The 26,316-nt window shown below is 69.5% G+C and carries 23 protein-coding genes and 1 pseudogene; 12 read left to right on the top strand and 12 right to left on the bottom strand.

The features are described from left to right. Positions 1 to 24 precede the first annotated feature (24 nt). From AC792_RS01965 to AC792_RS01955, 3 genes are read right to left on the bottom strand one after another with little or no spacing between them, the layout of a single operon-like run. Positions 25 to 1,161: an FAD-dependent oxidoreductase gene (locus tag AC792_RS01965; protein ID WP_049828941.1), complete on the bottom strand. Its 1,137-nt coding sequence runs from the start codon at positions 1,159 to 1,161 to the stop codon at positions 25 to 27. Then, positions 1,154 to 1,894: a class I SAM-dependent methyltransferase gene (locus tag AC792_RS01960; protein WP_049828900.1), complete on the bottom strand. Its 741-nt coding sequence runs from the start codon at positions 1,892 to 1,894 to the stop codon at positions 1,154 to 1,156. The genes AC792_RS01965 and AC792_RS01960 overlap by 8 nt, the downstream gene beginning before the upstream one ends. Next, positions 1,891 to 3,150 carry a type III polyketide synthase gene (locus AC792_RS01955; RefSeq protein WP_049828899.1) on the bottom strand — a complete coding sequence of 420 codons (1,260 nt, stop codon included), beginning with the start codon at positions 3,148 to 3,150 and terminating at the stop codon, positions 1,891 to 1,893. Before AC792_RS01955 ends, AC792_RS01960 begins: the two co-directional genes overlap by 4 nt. A gap of 83 nt (positions 3,151 to 3,233) precedes the next feature. Between AC792_RS01955 and AC792_RS01950 the strand changes: the two genes are divergently transcribed. After that, positions 3,234 to 4,133 carry an SDR family oxidoreductase gene (locus tag AC792_RS01950; RefSeq protein WP_049828898.1) on the top strand — a complete coding sequence of 300 codons (900 nt, stop codon included), beginning with the start codon at positions 3,234 to 3,236 and terminating at the stop codon, positions 4,131 to 4,133. Between the two features lie 178 nt (positions 4,134 to 4,311). Continuing rightward, entirely contained in the window at positions 4,312 to 5,001 is a 690-nt protein-coding gene (locus AC792_RS01945; protein ID WP_049828897.1) for a hypothetical protein, read from the top strand. A gap of 213 nt (positions 5,002 to 5,214) precedes the next feature. Here AC792_RS01945 and AC792_RS01940 read toward each other — a convergent pair whose 3' ends face one another. Then, the gene (locus tag AC792_RS01940) at positions 5,215 to 5,946 is read right to left on the bottom strand and encodes a transglycosylase family protein (RefSeq protein WP_049828896.1); all 732 of its coding nucleotides are present in this window, start codon (positions 5,944 to 5,946) and stop codon (positions 5,215 to 5,217) included. Positions 5,947 to 6,356: 410 nt separating this feature from the next. Continuing rightward, the gene (gene fdhA / locus AC792_RS01935; protein WP_049828895.1) at positions 6,357 to 7,574 is read right to left on the bottom strand and encodes a formaldehyde dehydrogenase, glutathione-independent; all 1,218 of its coding nucleotides are present in this window, start codon (positions 7,572 to 7,574) and stop codon (positions 6,357 to 6,359) included. Between the two features lie 185 nt (positions 7,575 to 7,759). Here fdhA and AC792_RS01930 point away from each other — a divergent pair, with 185 nt between their 5' ends. Then, the gene (locus AC792_RS01930; protein ID WP_049828894.1) at positions 7,760 to 8,533 is read left to right on the top strand and encodes an SDR family NAD(P)-dependent oxidoreductase; all 774 of its coding nucleotides are present in this window, start codon (positions 7,760 to 7,762) and stop codon (positions 8,531 to 8,533) included. A gap of 53 nt (positions 8,534 to 8,586) precedes the next feature. On the opposite strand, the gene AC792_RS01925 is transcribed toward AC792_RS01930, so the two are convergent. Continuing rightward, positions 8,587 to 9,030 (bottom strand): hypothetical protein, encoded by a 444-nt coding sequence (locus AC792_RS01925; protein ID WP_049828893.1) that lies wholly within the window; start codon positions 9,028 to 9,030, stop codon positions 8,587 to 8,589. A 168-nt stretch (positions 9,031 to 9,198) separates the two neighbouring features. On the opposite strand from AC792_RS01925, the gene AC792_RS01920 reads away from it, so the two are divergent. The 7 genes from AC792_RS01920 (at position 9,199) to AC792_RS01890 (ending at position 17,652) form a co-directional block, all read left to right on the top strand. Continuing rightward, on the top strand, positions 9,199 to 9,462 hold the full coding sequence (locus AC792_RS01920) for a YegP family protein (RefSeq protein WP_049828892.1): 264 nt from the start codon (positions 9,199 to 9,201) through the stop codon (positions 9,460 to 9,462). A gap of 102 nt (positions 9,463 to 9,564) precedes the next feature. Further along, the gene (locus AC792_RS01915; RefSeq protein WP_049828891.1) at positions 9,565 to 12,408 is read left to right on the top strand and encodes an aconitate hydratase; all 2,844 of its coding nucleotides are present in this window, start codon (positions 9,565 to 9,567) and stop codon (positions 12,406 to 12,408) included. A 98-nt stretch (positions 12,409 to 12,506) separates the two neighbouring features. Next, complete coding sequence (locus tag AC792_RS01910; protein ID WP_049828890.1) at positions 12,507 to 13,172, top strand: GntR family transcriptional regulator; 666 nt, start codon at positions 12,507 to 12,509, stop codon at positions 13,170 to 13,172. A 3-nt stretch (positions 13,173 to 13,175) separates the two neighbouring features. Continuing rightward, entirely contained in the window at positions 13,176 to 14,210 is a 1,035-nt protein-coding gene (locus tag AC792_RS01905) for a nucleoside hydrolase (protein ID WP_082177272.1), read from the top strand. Between the two features lie 137 nt (positions 14,211 to 14,347). Next, positions 14,348 to 15,223, top strand: coding sequence for a hypothetical protein (locus AC792_RS01900; RefSeq protein WP_049828889.1), 876 nt, complete (start codon positions 14,348 to 14,350; stop codon positions 15,221 to 15,223). Between the two features lie 15 nt (positions 15,224 to 15,238). Further along, a complete protein-coding gene (locus tag AC792_RS01895; RefSeq protein ID WP_049828888.1) occupies positions 15,239 to 15,985 on the top strand; it encodes an energy-coupling factor transporter transmembrane component T in 747 nt (248 codons plus the stop codon). Continuing rightward, positions 15,982 to 17,652 carry an ATP-binding cassette domain-containing protein gene (locus AC792_RS01890; RefSeq protein ID WP_082177270.1) on the top strand — a complete coding sequence of 557 codons (1,671 nt, stop codon included), beginning with the start codon at positions 15,982 to 15,984 and terminating at the stop codon, positions 17,650 to 17,652. Before AC792_RS01895 ends, AC792_RS01890 begins: the two co-directional genes overlap by 4 nt. 275 nt (positions 17,653 to 17,927) lie before the next feature. On the opposite strand, the gene AC792_RS01885 is transcribed toward AC792_RS01890, so the two are convergent. From AC792_RS01885 to AC792_RS16740, 5 genes and pseudogenes are all read right to left on the bottom strand, one after another. Next, the gene (locus tag AC792_RS01885; protein WP_082177268.1) at positions 17,928 to 18,581 is read right to left on the bottom strand and encodes an HAD family hydrolase; all 654 of its coding nucleotides are present in this window, start codon (positions 18,579 to 18,581) and stop codon (positions 17,928 to 17,930) included. 278 nt (positions 18,582 to 18,859) lie between these two features. Continuing rightward, a complete protein-coding gene (locus AC792_RS01880) occupies positions 18,860 to 19,459 on the bottom strand; it encodes a GNAT family N-acetyltransferase (RefSeq protein ID WP_049828885.1) in 600 nt (199 codons plus the stop codon). Between the two features lie 289 nt (positions 19,460 to 19,748). Further along, entirely contained in the window at positions 19,749 to 19,991 is a 243-nt protein-coding gene (locus tag AC792_RS16750; RefSeq protein WP_152915974.1) for a hypothetical protein, read from the bottom strand. A 125-nt stretch (positions 19,992 to 20,116) separates the two neighbouring features. Continuing rightward, entirely contained in the window at positions 20,117 to 20,308 is a 192-nt protein-coding gene (locus AC792_RS16745) for a hypothetical protein (RefSeq protein WP_152915973.1), read from the bottom strand. A gap of 123 nt (positions 20,309 to 20,431) precedes the next feature. Next, positions 20,432 to 20,605 (bottom strand): annotated as a pseudogene (locus tag AC792_RS16740) (IS256 family transposase); the annotation flags it as partial. 534 nt (positions 20,606 to 21,139) lie between these two features. On the opposite strand from AC792_RS16740, the gene AC792_RS01875 reads away from it, so the two are divergent. Next, on the top strand, positions 21,140 to 21,901 hold the full coding sequence (locus AC792_RS01875; protein WP_235436303.1) for a tryptophan-rich sensory protein: 762 nt from the start codon (positions 21,140 to 21,142) through the stop codon (positions 21,899 to 21,901). A gap of 104 nt (positions 21,902 to 22,005) precedes the next feature. Beyond that, on the top strand, positions 22,006 to 22,869 hold the full coding sequence (locus AC792_RS01870; protein ID WP_049828883.1) for an alpha/beta fold hydrolase: 864 nt from the start codon (positions 22,006 to 22,008) through the stop codon (positions 22,867 to 22,869). A gap of 100 nt (positions 22,870 to 22,969) precedes the next feature. Here the strand turns inward: AC792_RS01870 and AC792_RS01865 are convergent, their stop codons facing one another. Further along, complete coding sequence (locus AC792_RS01865) at positions 22,970 to 26,266, bottom strand: DEAD/DEAH box helicase (protein WP_082177265.1); 3,297 nt, start codon at positions 26,264 to 26,266, stop codon at positions 22,970 to 22,972. Between the last annotated feature and the right edge of the window lie 50 nt (positions 26,267 to 26,316).

Raw genomic sequence — 26,316 nt, 5'->3', positions numbered from 1 at the left:
TCCCGGGCGTCCGCGCCGGAGTGGTCACTGCATGGTGAAAGCGCGAGCGACGCCCCGGTGGACGGTCCGGTTCCTGATCAGAGTTCCCAGCAGCCTGTTCCTCGGTCGCAGCAGGTACGCCGGCAGCGGGCGCCCGAGGACCATGTTGATCTCGGCCTTCGCCCGCGCGGCCCTCGCCCGTGTGCGGCGCTCCCTCTCGTACCGGCGCAGACCTCCACCCACCTCCCGACCGTCGCGCAGGGAGGCGGTGATGATAGGGGCAAGATCCACCGCGTCCAGCCACCCGAGGTTCATCCCCTGCCCGCCGATGGGGCTGATCTCGTGCGCGGCATCACCGATCAGGACGGTGCGTCCGGAGACCACCCGATCGGCGAGCCGGGCCTGTACCCCGACCGCCCACAGCATCGAGTTCGGGGCGGGGCCCCCCCCCCCCCCCGTCCGCTGCCCCACCAGGTCCGCCAGCCGCCCCGCCGTGGGGTCCGCCAGCGGTGCGCCGAGTCTGACCACCCACCTCCGGATGTGCCCGGGGAGCGGGAAGGACTCCACGATGCCGCCGGCCTCGAGGTACAGCACGGCGTCGTCGCCGTCGTCCGTGCTGTCGTGGAAGTCACCCATCACGTAGCAGTCCGGATAGCGGCGCGCCGGCGCGCCGATGGCGAGATTCTCCCGTACGGAGCTCCGCGCGCCGTCGGCGGCCACCAGCAGGCGTGCCTCGACCACGGTGTCCGTACCCTCGGAGGAGATCGCGACGCGCACGTGCCCGGCGCGCTCCTCGACGCCCGTCACCTCCACGCCGCGCACCAGGCAGCCCGGGTGGTCCTCCTCGAGCCGGCGTTCCAGGATCTCCTCGGTGACGGCCTGCGGGACGGCCAGCACGTACTTCTCGTCGCCGGGCAGGGTGGAGAAGGAGACCGTCCCCACGTGCCGGCCCGCGCTGCGCGCCACGCCGTCCCGGATCCGGATGCCGCGTGCGCGGAGCTCGTCCGCGACCCCGTCGAGCCCGAGTGCCCGCAGCGCCGGGGGGTGGATCCCGATCGCGCGTGAGTGCCTGCTCCGCTCGGTGCGGCGCTCCAGGACGACGGCGTCCACCCCGGCCCTGCGCAGGAGCAGCGCGGTGTAGAGGCCCACGGGCCCACCACCCACCACGATCACGTCATGCACGGCCCGCCCCCGGCACGTACGGTCCACCGGTGCCACGCTCCAGCACCAGCAGGTTGATGAACGGGGCCATGGTGCGCACCCGCCACCCCTCCCGGCCGGCGACGACGTGCTGCAACTCGGGGGGTGTGTAGCTCCGGCGGATCGAGGTCAGGCCGTCCTCGCGGATGAACGAACCGGGAAGCGGCAGGGTGGCCACGGAGAACAGCGCATAGGCCAGCGGGTGACGGTGGATGTCGCTGTGCACGGCCACCCGCGTGGTCAGGGCCTCCGAGTCGTCGAGGAGGGCCTCGCGTTCCTGCTCCGTCAGATGGTGGAGGACGTGGTTGGAGAGCACGACGTCGAACACCGCGCCTTCGGCGACCAGTTCCGAGCTGAGTGCCCGACGGAAGGACAGGCCGGGCAGCGGGCGCCGCTGCATGGCGTGGGCGTGCGCCCGGGCGTCGGGGTCGATGGCGGTGAGCTCCAGGCGGAAGCCGTCAGCGCGTGCCCAGCGGGCGAGTACGCGCGGTACGTCGCCGCCTCCCGAACCGATGTCCAGCAGGGTGTTCGTGCGCTCCGTCGAGAACGCGGGCCGTAGCAGGGTGGTGTACGTGCGGCGCCAGCCGGACACCACGGAGTTGACCAGCCCGAACTGGGCGTACGTGCGGTCGAGCTTCACCGGGTCGCAGTCCGGGCGGTCCATCTGCTCGACGGCCTCCGTGTCCCGCCGTGCCAGGAACCCCGTGCGGCTCACGCCCCGGCTTCGCTGAGGAGGGGGGTGAGATCGTCGGGCACCGCGGCCGCGGCACCCGCGCTGTCGGCGTCGGACACCTCCACGGTGTCCGACGCCGCCGCCTGGGCCGTACCGGCGTCGGACGGTCCTGCACCGATCTTCGTGAGGAGTGCGGTCTCCACGGTCAGGCCCGGACCGAAGGCCATGGAGCAGATGCGGCCGTCGCCCGAGGACGCAGGCTGGTCCAGGATGTGCTTGAGCACGAACATCACCGTCGCGCTGCTCATGTTGCCGTAGTCGCGCAGCGTCTGCCGTGCGGGGACCAGCTGCTCCTCGGACAGGGCGAGCTTCGCCTCCACCTTGTCGAGGATGCTCCGGCCTCCCGGGTGGATGGCCCAGTGCTCGATCCCGGAGTAGGGGAGACCGGCCAGGGAGGCGTCCCGGGCGAGCAATGGTTCGAGCGCTCCCACGATGTGCTCGTCGATGATGTGCGGCACGTACGTCCCGAGGACCATCTCGAAGCCCTCGTCGCCGATGTTCCAGGCCATGGACTCCTCGCCCACCGGGGTGAGGACCGTCTCGAAGTGGTCCAGGCTCAGCGCGGGCCGGTCCAGCGGGAGATCTCGGGCGGACACGAGAGCAGCGGCGGCGCCGTCGGCGAAGAGGGACGAACCCACGATGGTGTCGGGGTTGTTCGAGGAACGTACGTGCAGCGAGCACAGCTCGGCGGCGATCACCAGGACCACGGCGTCCGGGTCCGCCTCGCAGAAGGCCTTCGCGGACCTCAGGGCGGGGAAGGCCGCGTAGCAGCCCATGAAACCGAGGTGGTAGCGCTGTACCGAGGGATCGAGCCCCAGGGCCCGCACCACCTTGTAGTCCGGTCCGGGGGCGAAGAACCCGGTGCAGGAGGCGGTGATCACGTGCGTGACGTCCGAGGCCTGCAGCTCCGGGGCGGCCTCGAGGGCCTTCCGCGCCGCCTCCACGAAGAGCTTGGTCCCCTCCTCGGCGTACACCTGGTTGCGGGTCTTGGTGCTCGGGGTGAGGATCCGCACGTTCTCCCGGTCGAAGAACACCGGGGCCTCCGAGGCCGTCTCCATGGTCAGCTCCTCGACCACCGTGTACCTGGTCTCGATCCCCGAGGAGTCGAACGCCGCGCCGACCAACCGCTTGCCGAGCCGCGTCAGGTCCGGCTGGGCCGCGAAGACGTCGCGAACCTCCGACTGCACCATCACCGTGGCAGGTACAGCGGTTTCAAGGGACCTCAATATCACTGTCATACCTCCATTACTAGAGGACTCACGCGACAAACACAATGACAGTAGGCTTAGTGTCCCGCCCGCCAACGATCGTCAGGAGCACCATGGAGAACGACCCGTCAGGCACCCTGGACCAGGAGGACCCGCGCGGCCCCGCCGTCGACGCCTCGACCGAGCTGCAGGAGTTCCCCGGGTACACCGAGCGGATGGACCCGCGACCCGATCACGGGGAGGACAGCTACACCGGGCACGGCAGACTCGCCGGCAGGCGGGCCTTCATCACCGGTGGGGACTCCGGGATCGGGAGGGCCGTGGCGCTCGCCTTCGCCCGCGAGGGCGCCGACGTGGCCATCGGGTACCTCCCCGCGGAGGAGGAGGACGGCGCGAGCTGCCTCGAACTGATCAGGGCGGAGGGGCGCACCGCACTGGCGGTTCCCGGTGACCTCCGCGACGAGGCGTACTCGCCGTCGGCCGTCCGGCAGGTGGTCGACGGGCTGGGTGGACTGGACATCCTGGTGAACAACGCGGGCTTCCACATCGCCCAGCCGGACGGACTGCCGGCGATCGACGCCGATCAGCTGCGCCGCACCTTCGAGACCAACGTGTACGGGACGATCTGGCTGACCCAGGCAGCTCTCCCGCACCTCGGCGAGGGTGCATCCATCATCAACACCACGTCCATCCAGGGGTACCATCCCTCCACCGGTCTCATGGACTACGCGGCCACCAAGGCCGCCCTGAACAACCGGACGGTCAGCCTGGCCGAACTACTGGGCGAGCGCGGGATCCGCGTCAACGCCGTGGCTCCGGGACCCATCTGGACGCCGCTGCAACCGGCCACCACCACCAGCAAGAAGCTGGAGACGTTCGGCGAGGACACCCCGCTGGGCAGGATGGGTCAGCCCGCCGAGGTGGCGGGTGCCTTCGTGTATCTCGCGTCCAACGATGCCCGCTACGTGTCCGGCGAGATCCTCGGCGTGACCGGGGGCAAGCCACTCGCCTGAGGGCGGTGCTCGGAGGCGCTCGATTCCCGCGCGCCCCACGGGACCGATGCCGGCCGGACCAAACCGCGGCATGCTCCGCGCCGAATCCCTGCCGGCGGTGTCGCGGGCCGATCCCACGGCCCCCCACCAGCGTCGAGGGGCCGCCCCGCGACGATCGGCTCCAACGGATCGGATCCTCGTGAAACTTCTGACGGGACTGGCGCACCGCCGCCGGGGTGCCCTGCTGGCCGCAGCACTCGCCGTACCGCTGGTCGTCGGGGGGTGCGGTGCAGTGGAGGAGAATCCGCTCGGGGTCAACGGCGTCGACGGCGTCGACGGCGCCGGGGTGGTGGAGCAGGTGCCGGCCACCGGTGCTCCGGTGGAGGCGCAGCAGACAGATCCCGTGGGTGCGAATCTCGGGGATGATCCCCTCAATGTGGGGATCGACGGCGCGGAGCTGTGCGGGGTCCAGCCCCGGGACAGCCGTCTGCGGTACACGGTGATGCTCCACAACCCCACTCTGGAGACCTTCACCTTCGGTGAGATGGCGCTGGGTGACCCGCAGGGCCTGGACATCGTGTCCTCCATGGTGCAGACGGCGAACCGCGAGGGGCACCACCACGGAGGTGCCGACGTCGACGCCCACGGAGGGCATTCCCCCACCCCGACCCCCACGGCCACGCAGGAGCCGATCGGACCCCCCGTGCCCGCCGACGGCTACCGGTTCGAACCCGATGCCCACGTCAACATCATCGTCACCGTGGAGCTCGCGGACGGTGTCACGAACGGCACCGCGGAGAACATCCTCGTGAACTTCTCGTCCTCCGAGCGGGAGTATTCCGTGGCGCACGATCTCAAGATCGAGGTGGATGCCACCTCCTGCGGCTGACCACCCGCCGACGTACTGAACGGCAGTGCCTCACCGGACGGTGATACTGCCCGAATGGTGATACTGCCAGAGCAGTGACGACAGCAGCGCCCGTCTCCTACGGAGACGGGCGCTGCTGTCGTCACTGCTCTGGTTCCCGGGATCAGGTGCGCCGCGAACGGCGGTGCACCTGATTCCCGGGTGTCAGGCCTGGTTCAGGCCGAGGGTTCCTGCTCAGGCAGGGAGCTGCAGGACGTGACCCACGTAGATCAGGTCGGCGTTGCTCACGGTGTCGGTGTTGGCGGCGAACAGTGCCTGCCATCCGCCGACGACGCCGAGCTTGTCGGCGATGCCGCTGAGGGTGTCACCGGCCTGGATGGTGTAGGTCTGGCCGCTCAGTGCCACGGGGGCGGGTGCGTAGTACACGGGCTCCGCGGCGACGGGAGCCGGTGCCACGTACTCGGCCTGCACGGGGGCGGGAGCCACGTACTCGAGCTGGACGGTGGGCGCCACGGCCTGCACGGGGGCGGGAGCCGTGTACTGGACCGGGGCAGGTGCCACGTACTGGACCGGCGCCGGTGCGGGCGCGGGTGCTTGGACGGGGACCTGGCCGGGGTTGGCGGCGCTGTTCAGGCCGAGCTGCGCGGAGCAGGAGGGCCATGCGCCCCAGCCCTGACCTGCGAGGACGTTCTCCGCGACCGCGATCTGCTGCTCACGCGTGGCGTCCTGGGGGTTGCCCTGGCCGCCGAAACCGGCCCAGGTGGAGGGGGTGAACTGGAGTCCGCCGGAGAAACCGTTGCCGGTGTTGATGCCCCAGTTGCCGCCGCTCTCGCACTGCGCGAGGGCGTCCCAGTCGCTGGCGGGGGCCGCGTTGGCCGCCCCTGCAGCGGCGCCGAGGCCGAGTCCGGTGATGGCTACTGCTGCGAGTCCGCGACGGGCGGTGGTGCTGATCTTCGATGTGTTCATGGGGGTTACGATGCTCCGAAAGGCCACCCGCACTAGGCCCGTCCCCGGACTTCTTCGCGCCGTTGCTCACCTTGACGATGTGGAGGTCATGGTTCGGCATCCGCCTGAGGAGCAACGAGCGGTGAAGGCGGCGCCGGGCATAGTCACTGCTCGAGAAGTCGGCAGCTTGTTGGTCTCCCCGGGACGGGGAACTGCCTCCACAGTAGGGCATTTCGGAGTCGTTGCCAAACCGGTACTGTCCGGTGCTTGACTTCAGCGAGAAAGGGGGGGGAACTACTCTGGCGTCAGTCCGTACACTGTGCCACACTGCCCTCCGCCCGGTGCATCGGGGGCCGAGAAGCCTCCGGCGGACCCGGTTCCCGAGGGAGGAGGGTCCGCCGGAAGCTCTCATGGCGCGATGCGTCCTGTGATCAGGCCGACACGTAGCCGTGCGGGTCGAGCACGTACTTGGTGGCCGCACCGGCGTCGAACTCCTCGTAACCACGTGGTGCGTCCTCGAGGGAGATCGGCTTGGCGTTGACGGCCTTCGCGATCTGCACGCGATCGTGCAGGATCGCCATCATCAGGCCCCGGTTGTACTTCATGACGGGGCACTGGCCGGTGGTGAAGGAGAGGGACTTGGCCCACCCGGTACCGAGGCTCAGCGACAGAGAGCCCGCCTTCGCGGCGTCGTCCACGGCTCCCGGATCCCCCGTCACGTACAGTCCCGGGATACCGAGTGCACCGCCGGCGGCCGTGATGTCCATGAGGGAGTTCAGCACGGTGGCGGGAGCCTCCGTCGCAGATCCCGCGCCGTGGCCACGCGCCTCGAAGCCCACCGCATCCACACCGCAGTCCACCTCGGGCACGCCGAGCAGCTGCTCGATCTGGTCACGGGGGTGGCCCTTGGAGACGTCGACGGTCTCGCAGCCGAAGCTGCGCGCCCGTGCAAGGCGGTCCTCGTTGAGATCCCCGACGATCACCACGGCGGCACCCAGCAGCTGTGCCGAGACGGCCGCGGCGAGGCCCACCGGGCCGGCTCCCGCGACGTACACGGTGGAACCGACGCCCACACCCGCGGTGACCGCCCCGTGGAACCCGGTGGGGAAGATGTCGGAGAGCATGGTCAGGTCCAGGATTTTCTCCAGGGCCTGGTCGCGGTCGGGGAACTTCAGCAGGTTCCAGTCCGCGTAGGGTACCAGGACGTACTCGGCCTGGCCGCCCACCCAGCCGCCCATATCCACGTAGCCGTAGGCGCTGCCCGGGCGGTCGGGGTTGACGTTGAGGCAGATGCCGGTCTTGCGCTCCTTGCAGTTGCGGCACCTGCCGCATGCGATGTTGAAGGGGACCGAGCAGATGTCACCCACCTTGATGAACTCGACGTCGCGGCCCACCTCCACCACCTCGCCGGTGATCTCGTGCCCGAGCACCAGGTCGGCCGGAGCCGTGGTGCGGCCGCGGACCATGTGTTGGTCCGAGCCGCAGATGTTCGTGGTGACGGTCTTCAGGATCACCCCGTGGTGCACCGAGCGGCCCACGTTGGCGGGATTCACCCCCGGTCCGTCCTTCAGTTCGAAGGTGGGGTAGTCGATGTCGATGACCTCGACCTTCCCCGGTCCCTTGTACGCAACAGCTCTGTTCTCGCTCATGGAACGTCCTCTCTCGCCCTGCTCGGAGCGCGTCCGTGTGGCGGACGCGCCGTTGACGGAAGGGGGCGCGCGGTTCCCCGCGATCCGCCCCCCTCCGTTACCGCGAACCTACCCCGTCCGAGGTCGCGGCGACGTTGCACGGTCCGGGCTTGCGCGCGGTCCTCCCGCGGGTAAGGGTGGGGGGCATGACGACCACCGTGCTCATCACCGGCGCCACCTCGGGGATCGGGGCGGAGTTCGCCCGGCAGTTCGCTGCACGCGGGTGCGATCTGGTGCTCGTGGCGCGCTCGGAGGAGTCCCTCGGGCGCACCGCCGCGGACCTCCGGCGGACTGCAGGGGTGGAGGTGGAGGTCCTCACCGCGGACCTGCTCGACGACGCCGCACGGAACCGCGTGCTGGAGCGGATCCGGGCGGGCGGGGACGGTTCGGGTGTGCCGGCCGTGGACGTCCTGGTGAACAACGCCGGGTACGGGCTCCCCACCTCGTTCGCGGACACGTCGCTCGAGGACGAGATCGACCACCTGCGCATCCACGTGGAGGTGCCCCTGGCCCTCGCGCACGGCGCACTCCAGGTCATGCGGCGGAACGGGGAGGGGACCGTCATCAACGTGGCCAGCGTGGCGGGCTTCGTGCCGCGGGGCTCGTACGGTGCGGCCAAGGCGGCGATGATCAGCTTCAGCCGCTGGGCCAACGTGGCCTACGGGCGCGACGGCGTGCGGGTCACCGCGCTGTGCCCCGGGTTCGTCCACACCGACTTCCACCAGCGCATGGGGGTGGACAAGGGCGGGATCCCACGCCTGCTCTGGCTCGATGCCGGGTTCGTGGTGCGCGAGGCGCTGCGGGACACCGCGGCGGGCAGGGCCGTCTCGGTCCCGGGGCTGCGCTACCGTGCGCTCGTGGCCGCCGCCCGCGTGCTGCCGCCCTCCCTCGTGACCCGCGCGGCGAGCCTGGGGCGTTGAGCGGCGCTGAACCGCGCTGACCAGCGCCGACCAGGGCTGTAAGTGCGTCGCTGTCAGTGCGTCGCGCCGCCGCTGTCCCAGCTGTCGGGCTCGGCTGCGGCGTCCTCGGGTCTGCGGTTCCGCTCCGGGTCCTCCGGGGTGCTCGTGCCGTTGAACGCCGCCGGTACCGTACCGGCGTCGTGCGTGTGCTGTTCGTCCCGGATGGTGGCGGCGCGGTGCCCCGCGGAGCCCGCGGAGGGATCGAGGACGTCCTCGCGGCGGTCGGGGGCGGGTGCGCCGTCGTCGGCCGATCCGGAGGACGGTCCGCCGGCGGTGGATCCCGTGGCGTCGTCGGGGTGGGACGAGCCGTCCGAGGTGGTGCCGTCCGCACCCACGGGTGCTCGGCCCACGAACTCCGGTTCCTTCTCCTCGGGTGGGACGGGGGAGGCGGGGCCGAGCGGATGGTCCGCAGGCAGTGCCGCGCCGCCCGGGTTTCCCGCGCTGCTCGAGTCCATCATGATGCTCTCCGTCCGGTGGGTCTGCTGGGGTCCAGGGCGAGCCTGCCGCATGCCGCCCGCGCTGTCCAGCCCCATAAGTGCGGGTGCGGACGGCGTGTCCCGAACGGTGAACTAAGTATGCTTAGGGTATGGGCCCGATGACGACGCCCCTTACAAGGAGGTAGGACGATGGCTGGATACTTCAAGCTGGTCGATGCGCACGACGACGGATTCCGTGTGAAGCTGACCGCCCCCGACGGCACGCTCGTCGCGGTCTCCACCTTCTTCGCCTCGAAGGCGGAGGCGATCGCCGGGATCGAGCTCATCCGCGAGATCGCCGGCACCGGCCCGATCGTGGACCACAGTCGCGTGGAGGCCCCGAAGCAGGATGAGCAGCTGTTCGGGCTGCGGGGCGCATCGGAGCGTGCCGGGGACGTGGTCCAGGACGCCTGATGCACCGACACGACGTCGGCTCGGTGTACCACTGTATACAGTGATGTGGAGGGTGGAATAGGATGGGACCATTCCACAACCTCTCTGAAGGGAGCCGACGTCATGACGACTGCGGACTCATTCGGCGCGAAGGGCGTACTCGATGTCGCCGGTGCCGAGTACGAAATTTTCAGGCTCAGTGCGGTCGAGGGTGCCGAGAACCTGCCGTTCAGCCTCAAGGTCCTGCTGGAGAACCTGCTCCGCACCGAGGACGGCGCGAACATCACCGCCGACCACGTCCGGGCCCTCGCCCAGTGGGATGCCGCCGCGGAACCCGACACCGAGATCCAGTTCACCCCCGCACGCGTGATCATGCAGGACTTCACCGGTGTCCCCTGCGTGGTCGACCTCGCAACGATGCGTGAGGCCGTCGCTGACCTCGGTGGCGACCCCAAGCGCGTGAACCCCCTGGCGCCTGCCGAGATGGTCATCGACCACTCCGTGCAGATCGACGCCTTCGGCAACGCCGGCGCCCTCGAGCGCAACATGGAGATCGAGTACCAGCGCAACGGCGAGCGGTACCAGTTCCTCCGCTGGGGCCAGACGGCCTTCGACGACTTCAAGGTTGTCCCGCCGGGCATGGGGATCGTGCACCAGGTGAACCTCGAGTACCTGGCCCGCACGGTCATGACCCGCGAGGTCGACGGCGCACTGCGCGCCTACCCCGACACGTGCGTGGGCACCGACTCGCACACCACCATGGTCAACGGCCTCGGGGTGCTCGGCTGGGGTGTGGGTGGCATCGAGGCCGAGGCCGCCATGCTCGGCCAGCCCGTCTCCATGCTGATCCCGCGCGTGGTGGGCTTCAAGCTCACCGGTGACATCCCCGCCGGCGCCACCGCCACGGACGTGGTGCTCACCATCACCCAGATGCTGCGCAAGCACGGCGTGGTGGGCAAGTTCGTCGAGTTCTACGGCGAGGGCGTGGCCTCCGTGCCGCTCGCGAACCGCGCGACCATCGGCAACATGAGCCCCGAGTTCGGCTCCACCGCCGCGATGTTCCCCATCGACGACGTCACGCTCGACTACCTGCGCCTCACGGGCCGCCCCGCCGAGAACGTGGCGCTCGTGGAGACCTACGCGAAGGAGCAGGGCCTCTGGCACGACCCCTCGCGCGAGATCCGGTTCTCCGAGTACCTCGAACTGGACCTCTCCACCGTGGTGTCCTCGATCGCCGGGCCGAAGCGGCCCCAGGACCGCGTGGAGCTCAGCAAGGCCAAGAGCCAGTTCCGCGAGGACCTGCGCAACTACTCCGACGACCCCGATCTCGGGTTCGCGCCCGGCGCCACCGTGGACGAGTCCTCGCAGGAGAGCTTCCCGGCGTCGGACTCCCCGAGCTTCACCCCGGGCACCACGGCGTCCGTGACGGGCGAGAACGAGGAGCCCCGCGAGACCGTCGACGACGCCGCCCCCGCACGCACGCGCCCGTCCAGGAAGGTCAGCGTGAGCATGGGCGACGGCCGCGAGTTCGAGCTGGACCACGGTGCGGTCAGCATCGCGTCCATCACCTCGTGCACCAACACGTCCAACCCCTCCGTGATGCTCGCCGCCGCCGTGCTGGCGCGCAACGCCGTGGAGAAGGGCCTCGTGTCCAAGCCGTGGGTCAAGACCTCCGTGGCCCCGGGCTCCAAGGTGGTCACCGACTACTACGAGAAGTCGGGACTGATCCCGTACCTGGAGAAGCTCGGCTTCTACACGGTGGGCTACGGCTGCGCCACCTGCATCGGCAACTCGGGTCCGCTCGAGGACGAGATCTCGCAGGCCATCCAGGACAACGACCTCGCCGTCACCGCCGTCCTGTCCGGCAACCGCAACTTCGAGGGCCGGATCAACCCGGACGTGAAGATGAACTACCTGGCCTCGCCTCCCCTGGTGGTGGCCTACGCACTGGCCGGCACCATGGACTTCGACTTCGACTCCGAGCCGCTCGGCCAGGACGAGGCGGGCAAGGACATCTTCCTGGCCGACATCTGGCCCAACCCGGTGGAGGTCCAGCAGGTCATCGACGCCTCGATCGACGAGGACATGTTCACCTCGAGCTACCGCACCATCTTCGAGGGCGACGAGCGCTGGCAGTCCCTGCCCACGCCCGACGGCGACACCTTCGCCTGGGACGCGGAGTCCACGTATGTGCGGAAGCCCCCGTACTTCGAGGGCATGCAGCGCGAGGCGAGCCCCGTGGAGGACATCGACGGCGCACGCGTGCTGCTGAAGCTCGGCGACTCGGTCACCACCGACCACATCTCGCCCGCGGGATCGTTCAAGTCGGACACCCCGGCCGGGCGCTACCTCACCGAGAAGGGCGTGCAGCGCAAGGACTTCAACTCCTACGGCTCCCGCCGTGGGAACCACGAGGTCATGATCCGCGGCACGTTCGCGAACATCCGCATCAAGAACCAGCTCCTCGACGGCGTCGAGGGCGGGTTCACGCGTGACTTCTCGCAGGCGGATACGCCGCAGGCGGCCGTGTACGACGCCGCGGAGAACTACCGCGCCGCCGGTACGCCGCTGGTGGTCCTCGCCGGCAAGGAGTACGGCTCCGGGTCCTCGCGTGACTGGGCCGCCAAGGGCACCGCGCTGCTCGGCGTCAAGGCCGTGGTGGCGGAGAGCTACGAGCGCATCCACCGCTCCAACCTGATCGGCATGGGCGTGCTGCCCCTGCAGTACCCGCAGGGCCAGAACGCCGAGAGCCTCGGTCTCACCGGTACGGAGACCTTCTCCGTCAGCGGTGTCACCGAGCTCAACGAGGGCCGCACGCCGGGCACGCTCCACGTGACCGCGACCCCGGCCGACGGCGGTGCACCGGTGGAGTTCGACGCCGTCCTGCGCATCGACACCCCGGGCGAGGCGGACTACTACCGCAACGGCGGCATCCTGCAGTACGTGCTGCGTCAGCTCGCCGCCTGACGAGCAGCGGGTACGGGCCGGGAGCGAGCGCTCCCGGCCCGTACCTCCCGCGGGGTCCCGACCCCGCGCCAGACATCCGACACCCGGGAGGAGGTGCCATGGCCGAGTCCGTCGATCATCCGACGCGCGTGGACGGCGACACCATCTTCCGGGCGCTGCGCGGTGAGATCCTCGCCGGCGTCCACCCGCCGGGCACCGCCCTCCGGGAGGTGGTCATCTCGGAGCGTTTCGGGGTGTCCCGTACCCCCGTGCGCGAGGCGCTCAGCAGACTGCAGCACGAGCGGTTGCTCGAGCGCGCCGCACGAGGTCTGCAGGTGCCGCAGATCGACCCGCAGCAGGTCATCCAGATCTACGACCTGCGGGTCATGCTGGAGGAGGAGGCCGCAGGCCAGGCCGCCCTCAACCGGGGCGACGCCGATCTCATGCGCCTGGAGGCGCTCCTGGAACGGGACCGCGCCGTGGTGGACCCCGAGGACACCGTGCGCGTCACCAACAACCTCGAGTTCCACACCTCGCTCTGGGCCGCTGCCCGGAACCCGATCCTGATGGATCTGCTGCAGCGGCTCTCCACCCACCTCATCCACACCCCGCGCTCCACCCTGTCCGTGGGCAACCGCTGGCAGGAGGTGCTCGGGGAGCACGAGGCGCTGATCAGTGCCATCGCCGAGCGGCGCAGCGATGACGCCCGTGCACTGGCCCGCACCCACATGGAGACCGCGCGCACGCTGCGGCTGCAGCTGCTCCGCACCAGCGCGGCGGGCTGAGCGGTGGTCCCCGCCGGCAGCCGCCTCCTGCTCGACGTCGACACCGGGATCGACGACGCCGTGGCCCTGATGTACCTGCTGGCCACCCCCGGCGTCGGCATCGAGGCCATCACCTGCACCGCGGGGAACGTCGGCGCGCAGCAGGTGGCGATCAACAACCTGGCGCTCCTGGACCTCTGCTCCTACGCAGGGGTGGAGGTGGCGGTGGGCAGCGAGGTCCCGCTGGAGGTGCCCCTGGTCACCACGGAGGAGACGCACGGCGACCAGGGGATCGGCTACGCCGTCCTGCCGACGCCGCGGGGACACGTGTCCGGCCGGCACGCCGTCGACGTCTGGGTGGAGGCCGTGCGGAGCCACCCGGGGCAGATCACCGGCCTGGTCACCGGTCCGCTCACCAATCTGGCGCTGGCCATCCGCGCCGAGCCACGGCTCCCGCTGCTGCTGAAGGGCCTCGTGATCATGGGCGGTGCCTTCCACCACCCGGGCAACACCACGCCCGTGGCCGAGTGGAACACGCACGTGGACCCGCACGCGGCCAAGGAGGTCTACGCGGCCTACGAGGGGCTCCCCGTGGAGAAACTGCCCGTGGTGTGCGCGCTGGAGACCACCGAGCGCATCGAGTGCACGCCGAGCCACGTCGACGCGGTGTCGCGCGCCGCCGGGGCGGGCCCGGAACTCCTCGCGACGGACCAGCCCGAGGGCACGCGGAGTGCCAACGGGAACGCGGTGATCGCCTGCCTGTCCGACGCCCTGCGCTTCTACATGGAGTTCCACCGGCTCCACGACCAGGGGTACATCGCGCACCTCCACGACCTGTTCGCTGCGATGGTGGCCACCGGGGAGGCCCAGGTGCAGGAACGGCTCGCCACCGTGGACGTGGAGACGGACTCCGCCCTCACGTTCGGCCAGACCGTCGCCGACGTCGCCGGCATGTGGAAGCGTGCACCGAACGCCCGGATCGTGACCGGCAACGATCCCGCCGCGGTGTTCGAGCTCATGGTCCGGCGGCTCGCCGCTCTGGCGAGGACGCACGGGTGACACCATGCGCCGCCGACCCCGCGGGCACCGGCTGCCGCAGGCAGGGCCGCCGCTACACTGGTGCTGCCCGCAGTGCTGCGCGGCCTGCGCCGAGGTGACATGAAGCGCGTACACCGCCGTCGCGCCCAAGGAGCACCGTGAGTTCACCCCTGACCCTCGCCCCCGGGCCCGCCACGCAGCGTCCCCGGCGTGTGCTCCTGGCGCTCGGCGGTACCCTCATCCTCGCCACGTACCTGTTCCTCGTGGTCCTCCAGCCCGCCGAGATCGCCGGGGGCGTGGGCAGCACGGCGTCGCTCGTGTCCCTCTTCGGCTTCCTGGGCGGCGGAGCGCTGCTGGTCGCCGGGATCCTGCCCACGCTGAGCACCAGCTCGCTGGTGGTCATGCCGCTCGGGATCGCCCTGAACATCGCGATCGGGCAGATCGCGGGCTCCCTCGGGATGCAGATCTACCTCGACGCGATCGGCACCGTGCTCGTCGCCGTCCTCGCCGGTCCCGCGGCAGGGGCCGCCACCGGGGCACTGAGCAACGCCGTCTGGGGGCTCTTCAACCCCTTCGCACTGCCGTTCGCCGCCGGCGCCGCGCTGATCGGTCTCCTCGCGGGACTCGCCGCGAAGTACGGCGCCTTCCGCAGGGTGTACCTCGCGCCGGTCGCCGGGCTGGTGATCGGTGCCATCGGCGGGATCGTGGCCGCACCGGTGGCGGTGTTCATGTTCGGGGCGGCGGGTACCGTGGGCACCAACGCGATCATCGCCGCGTTCCGGTCCATGGGGGACGTGCTGCTCGTGGCCGCCACCAAGCAGGGGCTGCTCTCCGACTCCCTGGACAAGATCGTGGTGTTCGTCCTGGTGGCGCTGATCGTCTACGCCCTGCCGCAGCGTGCCGTGCGCCAGTTCCCCTTCGCACGGAACCACCGCGTGCTGGGCGCCAGGTCGGCCGCCGTGGCCCCTGGGCCGACGCCGTCGGGCCCCGTCACCGCGACGCCGCCGCGCGGGGATGCCGCTCCCGACGCCTGAGCGTCGACGACGACGATGCCGCGCCGCCGGACCCTCGATCCCCTGACCGAGTTGCTCGCAGCGGTGCTGCTCGTGGTCCTCGTGCTCGTGGTGAACCGCTGGGAGTTCTCACTCGGCGTCCTGGCCCTGGTGGTGCTGCCCGCCGTCCTGCTGTCCGGGAAGCCGCGGCAGATCGGTGTGGCACTCGCCGTGGTGGCCGGCCCGCTCCTGATCTCCTCACTGCTGCTCCACGGCCTGTTCTTCCCCGAGGGCGTCTCCGTACTGGCGACCCTCGGCCCGGCCCGCGTGACGTGGGAGGGGCTCACCTTCGCGACGATGATGGGGCTGCGCATGGCCGTGTTCACCGGCGTGCTGCTCACCGCGGCCATGACCCTGGACATCCCGCAGCTCCTCGCGGCCATGACGCATCGTGGGTGGGACCGGAAGCTCGTGTTCGTGATCGGCTCCGCCCTCGGACTCATTCCCCATGTGGCGCTCCGGGCCGGGCAGATCACGCGTGCCCAGCAGTCCCGCGGACTCGTGGTGGGGCGCAGCCCGCTCTCCCGTCTCCGCGCCCTGCTGGCCGTCACCACACCCCTGGTGATCGGATTGCTCACCGATGCCTCCGAGCGCACCTCCATGCTGGAGGCCCGCGGGTTCTCCTCGTCCGGGGCTCGCACGAGCTACCTCACCGACACCGACACCACCGGCCAGCGTGCGACGCGGTGGGTGATGACCGGCGTCGTCCTGGTGTTCTCGGTGGTGTGGCTGGTGGTCACATGATGCGTCTGGAGTGCCATGCCTACGCCTACGACGACGGCGGTGCGCCCGCACTGGCGGATCTCACGTGCGAGGTGCGCGCGGGGGAGTACGTGGTGGTGGCCGGGGCGTCCGGGTCCGGGAAGACCACGCTGGCGCGGCTCCTCGCGGGACGGACCGGAGGCGACGCCGGTGCCGTGTTCCGCGGGACCCTCACCCTGGCGGATGAGATGCTCCTCTTCTCCGGGAACCCCGACGACCCGCGGATCGACCCCGCCGCGTGGAGCGCCGTCGTGGCGTACGTAGCGCAGGGCGCGGTGGGTCAGCTCTCCATGATGTCCGCGACCGTGGCCGAGGAGATCGCCTTCGGGCCCTCCAACCGTGGTGTCCCCACGGGCGAGCTGGTCCGGCTGGTGGGGGAGGTCGCCGGCGCCCTAGGCCTCAGGGACCTGCTGCACCGGGATCCCCGGCGCCTCTCGGGCGGTCAGCTGCAGCGCACCGTGATCGCGGCGGCGATGATGCAGCGTTCGCGGTTCCTCGTGCTCGACGAACCCTTCCAGGGTCTCGACGACACCGCCGCGGCGGACGTGGCCGCAGCCCTCGACGCACTGCGGGCGGGAGGCACGGGCGTGGTGGTGTGCGAGCCGATGCTGCCGCGATCCGCACCCGACGGCGCCCGGGTACTGGGGTTGGAGGGCGGCAGGGTGGTCCACGAGGGTCCGCTGGCCGAGGCCCTCACGGCCGGGTTGGGGCGCTTCGGGATCGGCACGGCGGGGGGGTCCCCCCGTTTGGTGGCCGGAACCGAGGCCGTCGGCGGGGGCCGTCCCGGGCCGGGCGGATCCCGAGGATCCGTGCAGGTGCCGGGTGTCACCGCAGCCGGGTCCCGGGAGCTGGTCTCGGTGCGGGATGTCCGGTGCCGGTACCGCTCCGCTTCGAAACGTCCCACGTCGGGCCGCTCCACTTCACGCCGTGATTCGTCGAAGCGCGCATTCTCACGCCGAAACCCCGATTGCCGCGCCGCTTCGCGCCGAGGTGATGCCTCCAGCGCCGATGACCACGGCGCCGATACGATGGGGGACGGACTCCGGGGCGTGGACCTGAGCGTCGTCGCAGGTGAGATCGTGGCGGTCACCGGGGCCAACGGCTCGGGCAAGTCCACCCTGCTCCAGCTGCTGAACGGTCTGCTCCGGGCTGACTCCGGTTCCGTCACGGTGGACGGGACACTCATCACGCGTCAGGCCACGGGTGCGCTCGCGCGCCACGTCGGCTTCCTCTTCCAGGACACGGACCAGCAGCTCTTCGAGCGGACCGTGCTGCGCGAGGTGTCCTACGGCCCTCGAATCACCGGGGCGGGGAAGGCGGAGGCGCTGCAGCGGGCGTCGGACGCACTCGAGCGGGTGGGTCTCGGTGAGTTCGGCGGCAGCCATCCGTACGAACTCGGCTTCGTCCAGCGCCGGTTGGTGGCCCTGGCCTCGATCATGGCCGTCGGGGCTCCCGTGTGGGTGCTGGACGAACCGACGGCCGGCCTGGACGCGGCCACGCGGGATCTGCTGGCCGGACTGCTCCTGCAGCATGCGGCGGGCAGTGGTGCGGTGGTGCTGGCCACGCACGACGCCGCCTTCGCCCGGTCCGTCGCGTCCTGGACCGTGCGGCTGGTGGGCGGACGGCTCGAGCAGATCGACGCCGGGTGATCTCTTCCGGTGGACACCGCGCCGACCCGCCCGGGTGGGTTCGACGGGATGGGTCCGACGGGGTGGCAGTGCGTCCACAGGCTGAATGGGTGCCGGCTCATCCCGGGGTTGTGCCGGCGAATGAATATCCGGTTCCTCGGACCCGTCTGCAGAACCTGCAGGTCGCGGGGAGGATCGCGGCAGGGCCATGGGCAATGACCCTGGATGGCGCTGAGTGATCGCTCGGTGCGTATCGGCGATGGTGAAGCGGCCGCACGTCAGGGACATTCGATGCGCTACTCGATGATCTGTGCCTGGGGTAGTGCTGCCAGGAAGCGACGACGTGATCTTCTTCCGGGGTGCACGATGACAGTGCGTGCTGCGACGAGTGCAAGAGGCAGGTCGCTCGCGGAGTCCGTGTAGAAGGTTGCGTCCTGGATCGGGATACCCGCTGCTCGAAGGCTGTGGATCTTCTGCGTTCCGACGTTGTGGAGCAGAAGACGAGGAACTCGTTTCACGAAGGAGATGCGTGATGCGACCAGTTCGACCTCGGAAAGCTCACATGCTTCGAGGAGTCCTTCGACGAGGTGCTGCTCCGATGCTGTGACGACGATGACGCGCGATGATTCCCGGGCATCGCGGCAGAGCTGTACCAGGTCCGCCCTGACGAACGAGGGTCGACCGGCCAGCTGCCGTCCTTCGGTGACGGCGAGAGCGCGGTACTCGGGTTCACCCAATCCGGCGAAGGTCACACGGACGGCGAGTCTGTTGGCTCGTGCGGCCAGTTCACGGTGGGATCCGGCGATCAGGGCGACGGCGTAGAGGGGCAGGACGGCGAGGAGACGGAAGGGTTTGTATTTCAGACGACGGGTGATCAGTGCGGCCATCGTGTCCTTGGTGGTGAGGACGCCGTCGAGGTCGAACAAAGTCACATCCGTTTGTTGCTCCATGATCGGAACCTACCGCAGTATCCAGGAGTGCCTCGAGGCCGTCAGCGATACCGACTCACCGCGTCGACCGTTCGAGAGATTCTGGTCTCAGGTCTCAGGTCTCAGGTCTCAGGTCGAGTGCCCTGGTGCTTCTCCCGGTCCGGGGTCGGCTGACGACCCCTTCATCTCTGCCGAGGTGGCGGGACGGGCCCACTGAGCCTTGGGCCACGGATTTCCCTGCTGGGTATCGGAGGTCTCTTGACCTCGAGGAGCGAGGACGGTCACAGGGCGGTCGGTCTCTACCGGGGTGATCTGGAACCCTCATGTCCGAGGAGGCGTTCTTCGAGCTGCGCCCGGACATCAGGCCATTCCGTCGTCGTGATCCCGAAGTACGCGGTGTCACTCACGGTTCCGTCCGCCGCTATCCGGTGGGACCTGAGGATGCCTTCCGGGCGTGCTCCGAGGCGTTGGATCGCACGTGCGCTCCGGGTATTACGGACATCGCAGCGCAATCCCACCCGGTTCACGTGCAGTTCCTCGAACGCATGGGTGAGCAGCAGCAGTTTCGTCGCCGGGTTCGTCCGTCCACCCCAGAACTGTCGGCCGTACCAGGTCGAGCCGATCTCGATGCGCCTCTGGGACGGGACGAAGTCGTAGAACGTGGTCGAGCCCACCGGTTCGCCGGTCGCGGTGTCGCGGACCGTGAACGCCATCCGCCCAGGGTCGGCGATCACCACCCGAAGACGGGCGGTGAACTCGTCGACCGAGGCAGGCCAGGATGACGGCATGCCGGCCCACAGGTCCTCGTCCGTCAGTTCCCAGAGTGAGGGCGCATCGTCCTCGGTCGACGGGTCGAGGCGGACAAGAGGACCGGAAAGAGAGATCGCGTGCTGCGCCATGACTCGAGGGTAGTGTCGCAGCCCCGTGCCATGGACTCCTCAGCGGGGGTGAAGTACTCGATGGCAGTGCCATCGGGGTCCCCGAACCTGACAACAATTCTGTGCTCGCAGGGGGTACCGCCGGGAAGTGCGAAATGTACGATCGCGTCAGGGTTCTCCAGCCACGGCACCCACACGTCCCGACCGGACAGAGTCGCCGTAGCGTTTGGTATCTCCTTGAGGGTGTCAGCCTCCGGAGGGGGAGGAGTGCCGTTGCTTGAGGGCAGCAGTCCATGACAGGCGATCAGGGCTACAGCCGCTGCTGATCCGGTGAGGAAGCGGGTGCGTCTGGAAAGTGACGGTCGACCGGGGTTTCGGGACGTAGCGGCCCATCATCTTCGGCTTCGAGGTCAACGATCCGCACCTCACTGTCCTGGTTCATGTTCTGCTCCGGCCGTTCTCCACCTTTTCTCCTCCCGCTGATCTGAAGCGCATCGAGTAGAACAGATCCGGTGAACATCCAGGTGCTTGTCTTCGCCTCCAGAACAAGCACGCTGCGGAGTGCTGACTATGGCGGCCTCGTTCACACCCATGGGGCAGGGTGAGATCCATCGGTCGTCGCGGTTCACGTTCTCGCTGACATGGCCACCTGTCATGGTCGTGCCGGCGGAGCGGTGTCTATTTCTCGTCTGGTTCAGATGTCGGCGTGCCGAGACTCCACGGTTCTTCGGGTTCTGTTGACTCCGCAGCTTGAACGGTGTCGACCTCCCACTGCTCGGAGGCCTCTGTCAGTGGAAGACGGACAGGATTCTGATTCCCTTCATCACTGATTTCCGGGTAGGTCGGCGGCACGTTCTCGGCACTGGTCATGCGCTGATCGTACTCATCCCAGGGTAGGTACGCTGCAGGATCACCAGCGGGACGCCGAACAGCACAGGACTGCTGCGGTCAAGTCCCTGGTGGTGGTGTAGCGGTCGGTGATCCTTTTTCATTTCAGGCGCTGAGCTCGAGGTCAGTGTCGGTGGTCGCCGCTTTCCCGGTGTCGGTGATGAGAGTGGGACGGCTCTTGGTGAGGATGTCGAGGCCGAGGTAGCGGCGGCCTTCGGCCCATTCATCGGTTTGCTTAGCCAGGACGGCTCTGACCAGGCGAATGATCGCGTCCCTGGATGAAGAAGCTTCTCGAGGACGCCGACGACGGGGATGCCGCGCTGGTGTAGTGAGCCGACCGTCTCGAACGGCATCGATCCGGAGACCCCGCGGCCCGGTTGATGCTGGACATGCTCGTGACCCTCGCACGGCACGATTGAGCCCGCGTCGATGCCCGCGTTCTCGCCGTCAGGCAGGCCGGGACCTGCTCCGGACAGCCGTCCATGACCCCGACCACACCCCTGCGATGATCGCCGAGAAGCTCGGCATCGTTGTCGATGCCCGCGCAGAGATCGAACGGTCGAGGATGCAGCACCGCTTGTCGGCTGGTGCAGAGCCACCCCGGATCGACAAGCACGAGCAGCCGACGAAGCGCCGGTGCCTTGGCCTCGGGTCCCGTCCTGGGGTGGGCGGGCGACGGGGAAGGAGACTTGCTTTATATCTCTACCGTGGAGATACTCGGTCATGGCCACTTTGCACACTCCTCAGAACTCTTCCTCAGCTCCCGACACGGCCGGTCCCGGGTCGGACAGGCTCCGTCAGGTCGTCGTCACGGTGAGCGAAATCGTCAGTCTCCTCGGGCCGCTCATCGGGTTCGGGCTCGTCGGCTCGCAGGTGAACGAGTCCTCGGGCGGTGACCTCTCCTCGGACGCGACACTGATCGCGCCGGGAGGACCTGCCTTCTCCATCTGGTCGGTGATCTACCTCGGGTTGTTCGTCTACACGATCCTCCAGTGGCTCCCGTCCCGTGCACGCGACCCCCGGATCCGGGCCACGGGCTGGCTGGCGGCACTGTCCATGCTCCTGAACGCGGCATGGCTGGTCGTGACGCAGCAGGGGTGGATCTGGGTGAGCGTGCTCGTCATCATCGCGCTACTGGCCACCCTCGTGCAGCTGGTCCGGCGGCTCGCCGATCGACCGGCACCCAGCTCCGTGGTGGACCGGATCGTGGTGGACGGGACCTTCGGCCTCTACCTCGGCTGGGTGGCTGTCGCAACCGCGGCGAACATCGCTGCCGCCCTCGTCTCCTCGGGCGTGGCGGCGACGGGCTCCGGCGCGGAGTGGGCGTCCGCGGCGTTGGTCCTCCTCCTGGCCGGCGCCCTCACCCTCCTGCAGTCCCGGGTGGGCGGACGGTGGGCGGTCACCGCGGCGTCGGTCTGGGGGCTGGCGTGGATCGCCGTGGCACGGCTCTCCGACCAGCCGGAGTCCACCGTCGTCGCCGTCGCGGCGGTGGTGGCTGCGCTGCTCGTCCCGAGCGTCACCGCCGTCGTCGGTTCCCGCCGGCGGTCCCGGTCACCCCGGACCGACAACGCCTGATCCCGCCGGGAGATGGTAGAGCACGTCGGGGGATGAGGAAGGAGCCCGTCCTCGACGCGTCCGCGATTCCCCCGGATGTCCGACGAGGCATCTAGGGTGAGGTCATGGACAGCTTGCACGAGAGGCACCGCACCGTCCGCTCCGACGGAGCCGATCTGGCCGTGTTCGAGTACGGCCGGGAACCCGCGCCGGGTACACCCACCATCCTCTTCCTCCACGGCTACCCCGACGACCACCGGGTCTTCCTCCCCGTGATGAAGGAGCTCGCCGCCACCCACCACCTGGTGGCCTTCGACACGCGGAACGCCGGGCGGTCCGCTCCCCGCGACGGTGCGGGCTTCACGCTCACCGAGCTGGTGGACGACGTCGTCGCCGTGCTGGAGAGCATCGACGCCCCCGACGGCGTCCGGCTCGTGGGCCACGACTGGGGCTCGATCCAGGGGTGGGCCGTGGTCCAGGACGCGCGGACCGACGGCCGGATCACGGACTGGACCAGTATCTCCGGACCGGATCTGCGGCACTTCTCGCGGTGGTTGCGTGGACGCCTGAGGACGCCGCGGCTGGTGCGGCAGGGAGTGGGCCAGGTGCTGCGCAGCTGGTACGTGGGTGCGTTCCAGCTCCCGGTGCTCCCCGAGCTGGCCTGGAGGTACGGGCTGACCCGCCGTTACGAGCTGGGTGCACGGCGCAACGTCGGCGCGGACCCGGTCCGTGGGCTCGCGCTCTACAGGGCCAATATGCTCTCCGGCGCCACGCCGCCCCCTCGCCGGGCGGTGTCCGTCCCCGTGCACGTGATCGTCCCCCTGAAGGACCCGTTCCTCTCACCCCACCTCGTGGACGGTCTCGGGGAGTGGGTGGAGGACCTCACGGTGACCACCGTCCCCGGGAGCCACTGGTGGATCGCCGCGCGGCCCCGCGCCTTCGCGGAACTGCTGGTTCCGGCGCTGCGGGACGACGGCGACGCCGCCTGACCGGGAGCCCTGCCGGTGGCCGCCCACGATGGGGCCGGCCGTACCGCCCACCGTTCCGAGGGGCCTCAGTGCGGTGCGGGGACACCTGCTCCGACGGGTCTCAGGCCTCCAGCAGGCCGCGGATGTCCTCCGCGGTGAGCGCGGAGCTGAACACGGCGTCGTCGTCCATCACGGACGTGAACAGCTTGGCCTTCTGCTCCTTGAGCTTCATGACCTTCTCCTCGATGGTGCCCTGGGACACCATCCGGTACACCATCACGTTCTTCGTCTGGCCGATGCGGTGGGTACGGTCCACGGCCTGCGCCTCCGAGGCCGGGTTCCACCAGGGGTCCAGCAGGAAGCAGTAGTCGGCCTCGGTGAGGTTCAGGCCGAAGCCTCCGGCCTTCAGGCTGATGAGGAACACGGGGGCGCGCCCCTCCTTGAAGGAGTCGATCACCTCACCCCGGCTGCGGGTGGAGCCGTCGAGGTAGGCGTACTCGATCCCGCGGGCGTCCAGCTGCTCGGCGGCCTTCTTCAGGTAGGACGTGAACTGGCTGAACACCAGGGCCCGGTGCCCCTCGGCGAGGATGCCGTCGAGGTTCTCGAACAGGACCTCGAGCTTCGCCGACGGCACGCCCTTGTGCTCGGGGTCCACGAGGGAGGCATCCAGGCTCAGCATCCGCAGCAGGGTCAGTGACCTGAACACGATCATGCGGTTCCGGTTCATGTCCTCGATCAGGCCGAGGAGCTTCTGCCGCTCGCGCTGCAGGTAGGTCTCGTAGATGCGCCGGTGCTCCGGGTGGAGCTCCACCTCGAGCACCTGCTCCTGCTTGGGCGGCAGGTCCGAGGCCACGGCCTCCTTGGTGCGGCGCATCATGAGGGGGCGGATGCGCTTGCGCAGCCGGATCAGGGGGCGGTTGTCCCCGATCTTCTCGATCGGGGTGCGGTAGTCCTCGGTGAACTTCCGGGCGGACGGGAAGAGCCCCGGGGCCACGATGTCGAACAGGGACCACAGCTCCATGAGGTTGTTCTCCATGGGCGTGCCGGTGATCGCGAGCTTGAACGGGGCGTCGAAGTCCTTGGCCGCCTGGTGCACCTTGGAGGCGCGGTTCTTCACGAACTGCGCCTCGTCCAGCACCAGCCCGGACCACGGGAGGTCCTGGTAGGCGGGGAAGTCCAGCCGGAAGAGCGTGTAGGAGGTGATCACCAGATCGGCGTCGCCGATCTGCTCCTGCAGGGGTACGCCGGAGGCGCCCTGCGTGTCCGTCACGGCCACCACCTTCAGCCCCGGGGCGAAGCGGTGCGCCTCCTTGGCCCAGTTGGGCACCACCGAGGTGGGGGCCACCACCAGGAACGGGGCCTCGAGCTCCGTGGTCTCCTTCGCGTGGGTCACCAGGGCCAGGGCCTGGAGCGTCTTGCCGAGACCCATGTCATCGGCGAGGATCCCGCCCAGCTGGTGGCGCCACAGGAAGGCGAGCCAGTTGAAGCCCTCGGCCTGGTAGGGCCGCATGCTCGCCACCAGACCGGCCGGGGGTGGTGTGGCACCGACGTCGGTGACCTCGAGCAGCCCGCTGACGGCGTCGCGCCAGGACTGTGCCTGCTCGGTCTCGTCCGCGAGGTCCTCGAAGTCCTCCCACAGTCCCGCCTGGTAGCGGCTGATCTGCAGGGTGGCCCCGGGCTCCCACTCGCTGAGGGCGCGGGCCTCCTCGATGAGGTCGCGCAGCTGGTCGAAGACCGGTTGCGCGAGGGAGAGGTAGGTGTTGTCCACGAGCTTGAGCTTCTTGGCTCCCTGCGCCAGGGCCCGGAAGATCGAGTCGAACGGGATGGTGCGCCCGCTCACCGTGACCAGCACTCCGAGATCGAACCAGTCGCGGTTCTCCGTGTCCACGGTGCTGATGTGCAGGGTCGGTGTCTCGGTGAGCTCCCGGTAGTCCGGCTGCTCGCCGATCACCTGGACCTCCACGCTGGGAAGCTCCTTCAGCTGCGGCAGGACCTCCTCCACGAACTCCACGGCCGCCATGTCCTCCAGCCGCACGGCTTTCAGCGGACGTGGTCCGAGGGTCCTGCGCACGCTCGCGGCGAGGGCGTCCTCGGCATCGGAGTCCCGGTAGCCGTCGTCGCTCCCGGGGCCGCCCCGCCGGAAGGCCCTGCGCTGCACCGAGTCTCCCAGGGTGTAGTCGAAGAACCAGTCGAGGAGGACGTCGCCGTCCTGACCGTAGGTCGTGGTGAGCACGAGGACCGGGGGCTGGACCTCCGGCAGCTCGACGCTGCCGTCGCTGCTCTCCACCTCCAGGGACTGCCGGAGCCTGGGGTAGTACTCCTGCAGGAAGAGGGAGGTCTCCTCCTCGGGGATCGTGACGGTGCGCCCTCGCTGCAGGAGCTCGATGTCCTTGGGCGTCATGCGCCGGGCGGTCGGGGCGAGCGTGATGGCATCCCCCGGGGCCACGGTGTAGATGCCGTGGGTGCTGATCACGTGGGCGGTGTCCGCGGGGTGTGCCCGGCCGTCGATGTCCAGCGCCGGGTTCAGCTGCAGCGTGCCGTCAGCGGCCGCCGTGGCGTCGAGCTTGAGCACGGCCCGGGTGGCGAGGTCGATGGTCACCGACTTCCGGGAGCCCACGAACTCGATCCCCAGGCGCTGGGCCTCGTCCAGGAGCTGCCAGAGCAGCGGGTTGCTGAAGTCGTCCAGGTACAGCCAGGAATCGTTGTTGCCGAAGTAGTTGACCCCGGTGCCGCGGTGCAGTGCGGGGAACTGGGAGAACCAGCGGTGCTGTTCGGCGTCGAGCTTCAGCCCGTACGTCTGGTAGCTGATGCTGCCCCAGGACAGGTTGTTCTTGATCCACTTGCCCTTGCCGTTCTGACTGACCGGCCGCACGCCGAGGCGTGTGTTGAGGGTGCGCTGCCCCTGACGCTCGGCTGCGGAACCCCAGCGCTGCACCGCGACCTCGGGGGTCCGCAGCTCGAACTGGAGACCGAGCCGGGTGAGCTGCGCCGGTGCGCCCGCGGCGTCGTCGTCCGCCTCGAGGAGCTCCGTGAGGGACGCCTGCCAGCCCTCCGGGACCGTGGTCCGCGGCGCCGGACGCGCACCGAGCTCGCGTTCGTGCTGCGCCAGCAGGTTCTCGGTGTTGCTCTGCAGTGCCGTGGCGGCCACGTGCTTGCAGTCCGCCCCTACCGGGCAGCTGCAGAAGTTCTCGAGCGGCCGGAAACGGCCGTCACCCTTCACGCCGAGGCGGAGCTTGGTCCGGTAGTCCGCCGGCGCGGTCCCGCGGACCTTGCCGGTCAGGACCTTCGAGGTGCCGTCCCAGCTCAGGGAACTGACGGCGCCGTCCTTCGCGTAGGTCTGGCCCCGCTGGAAGGCGACCCCACCCACGATCCGGATGATGTCGGTGACATCGACCATGGGGTGGCTGGATTCGGGCATAATTCCATGCTCTCACGGGGCGGTGACGCCGGACCGCAACAGGTGGTCCT

It is taken from the genome of Arthrobacter sp. RIT-PI-e (assembly GCF_001187915.1).
GTDB lineage: Bacteria > Actinomycetota > Actinomycetes > Actinomycetales > Micrococcaceae > Arthrobacter_D.
Note: the sequence above shows the minus strand (reverse complement) of the source record. Positions and strands in the feature narration are given on the sequence as shown.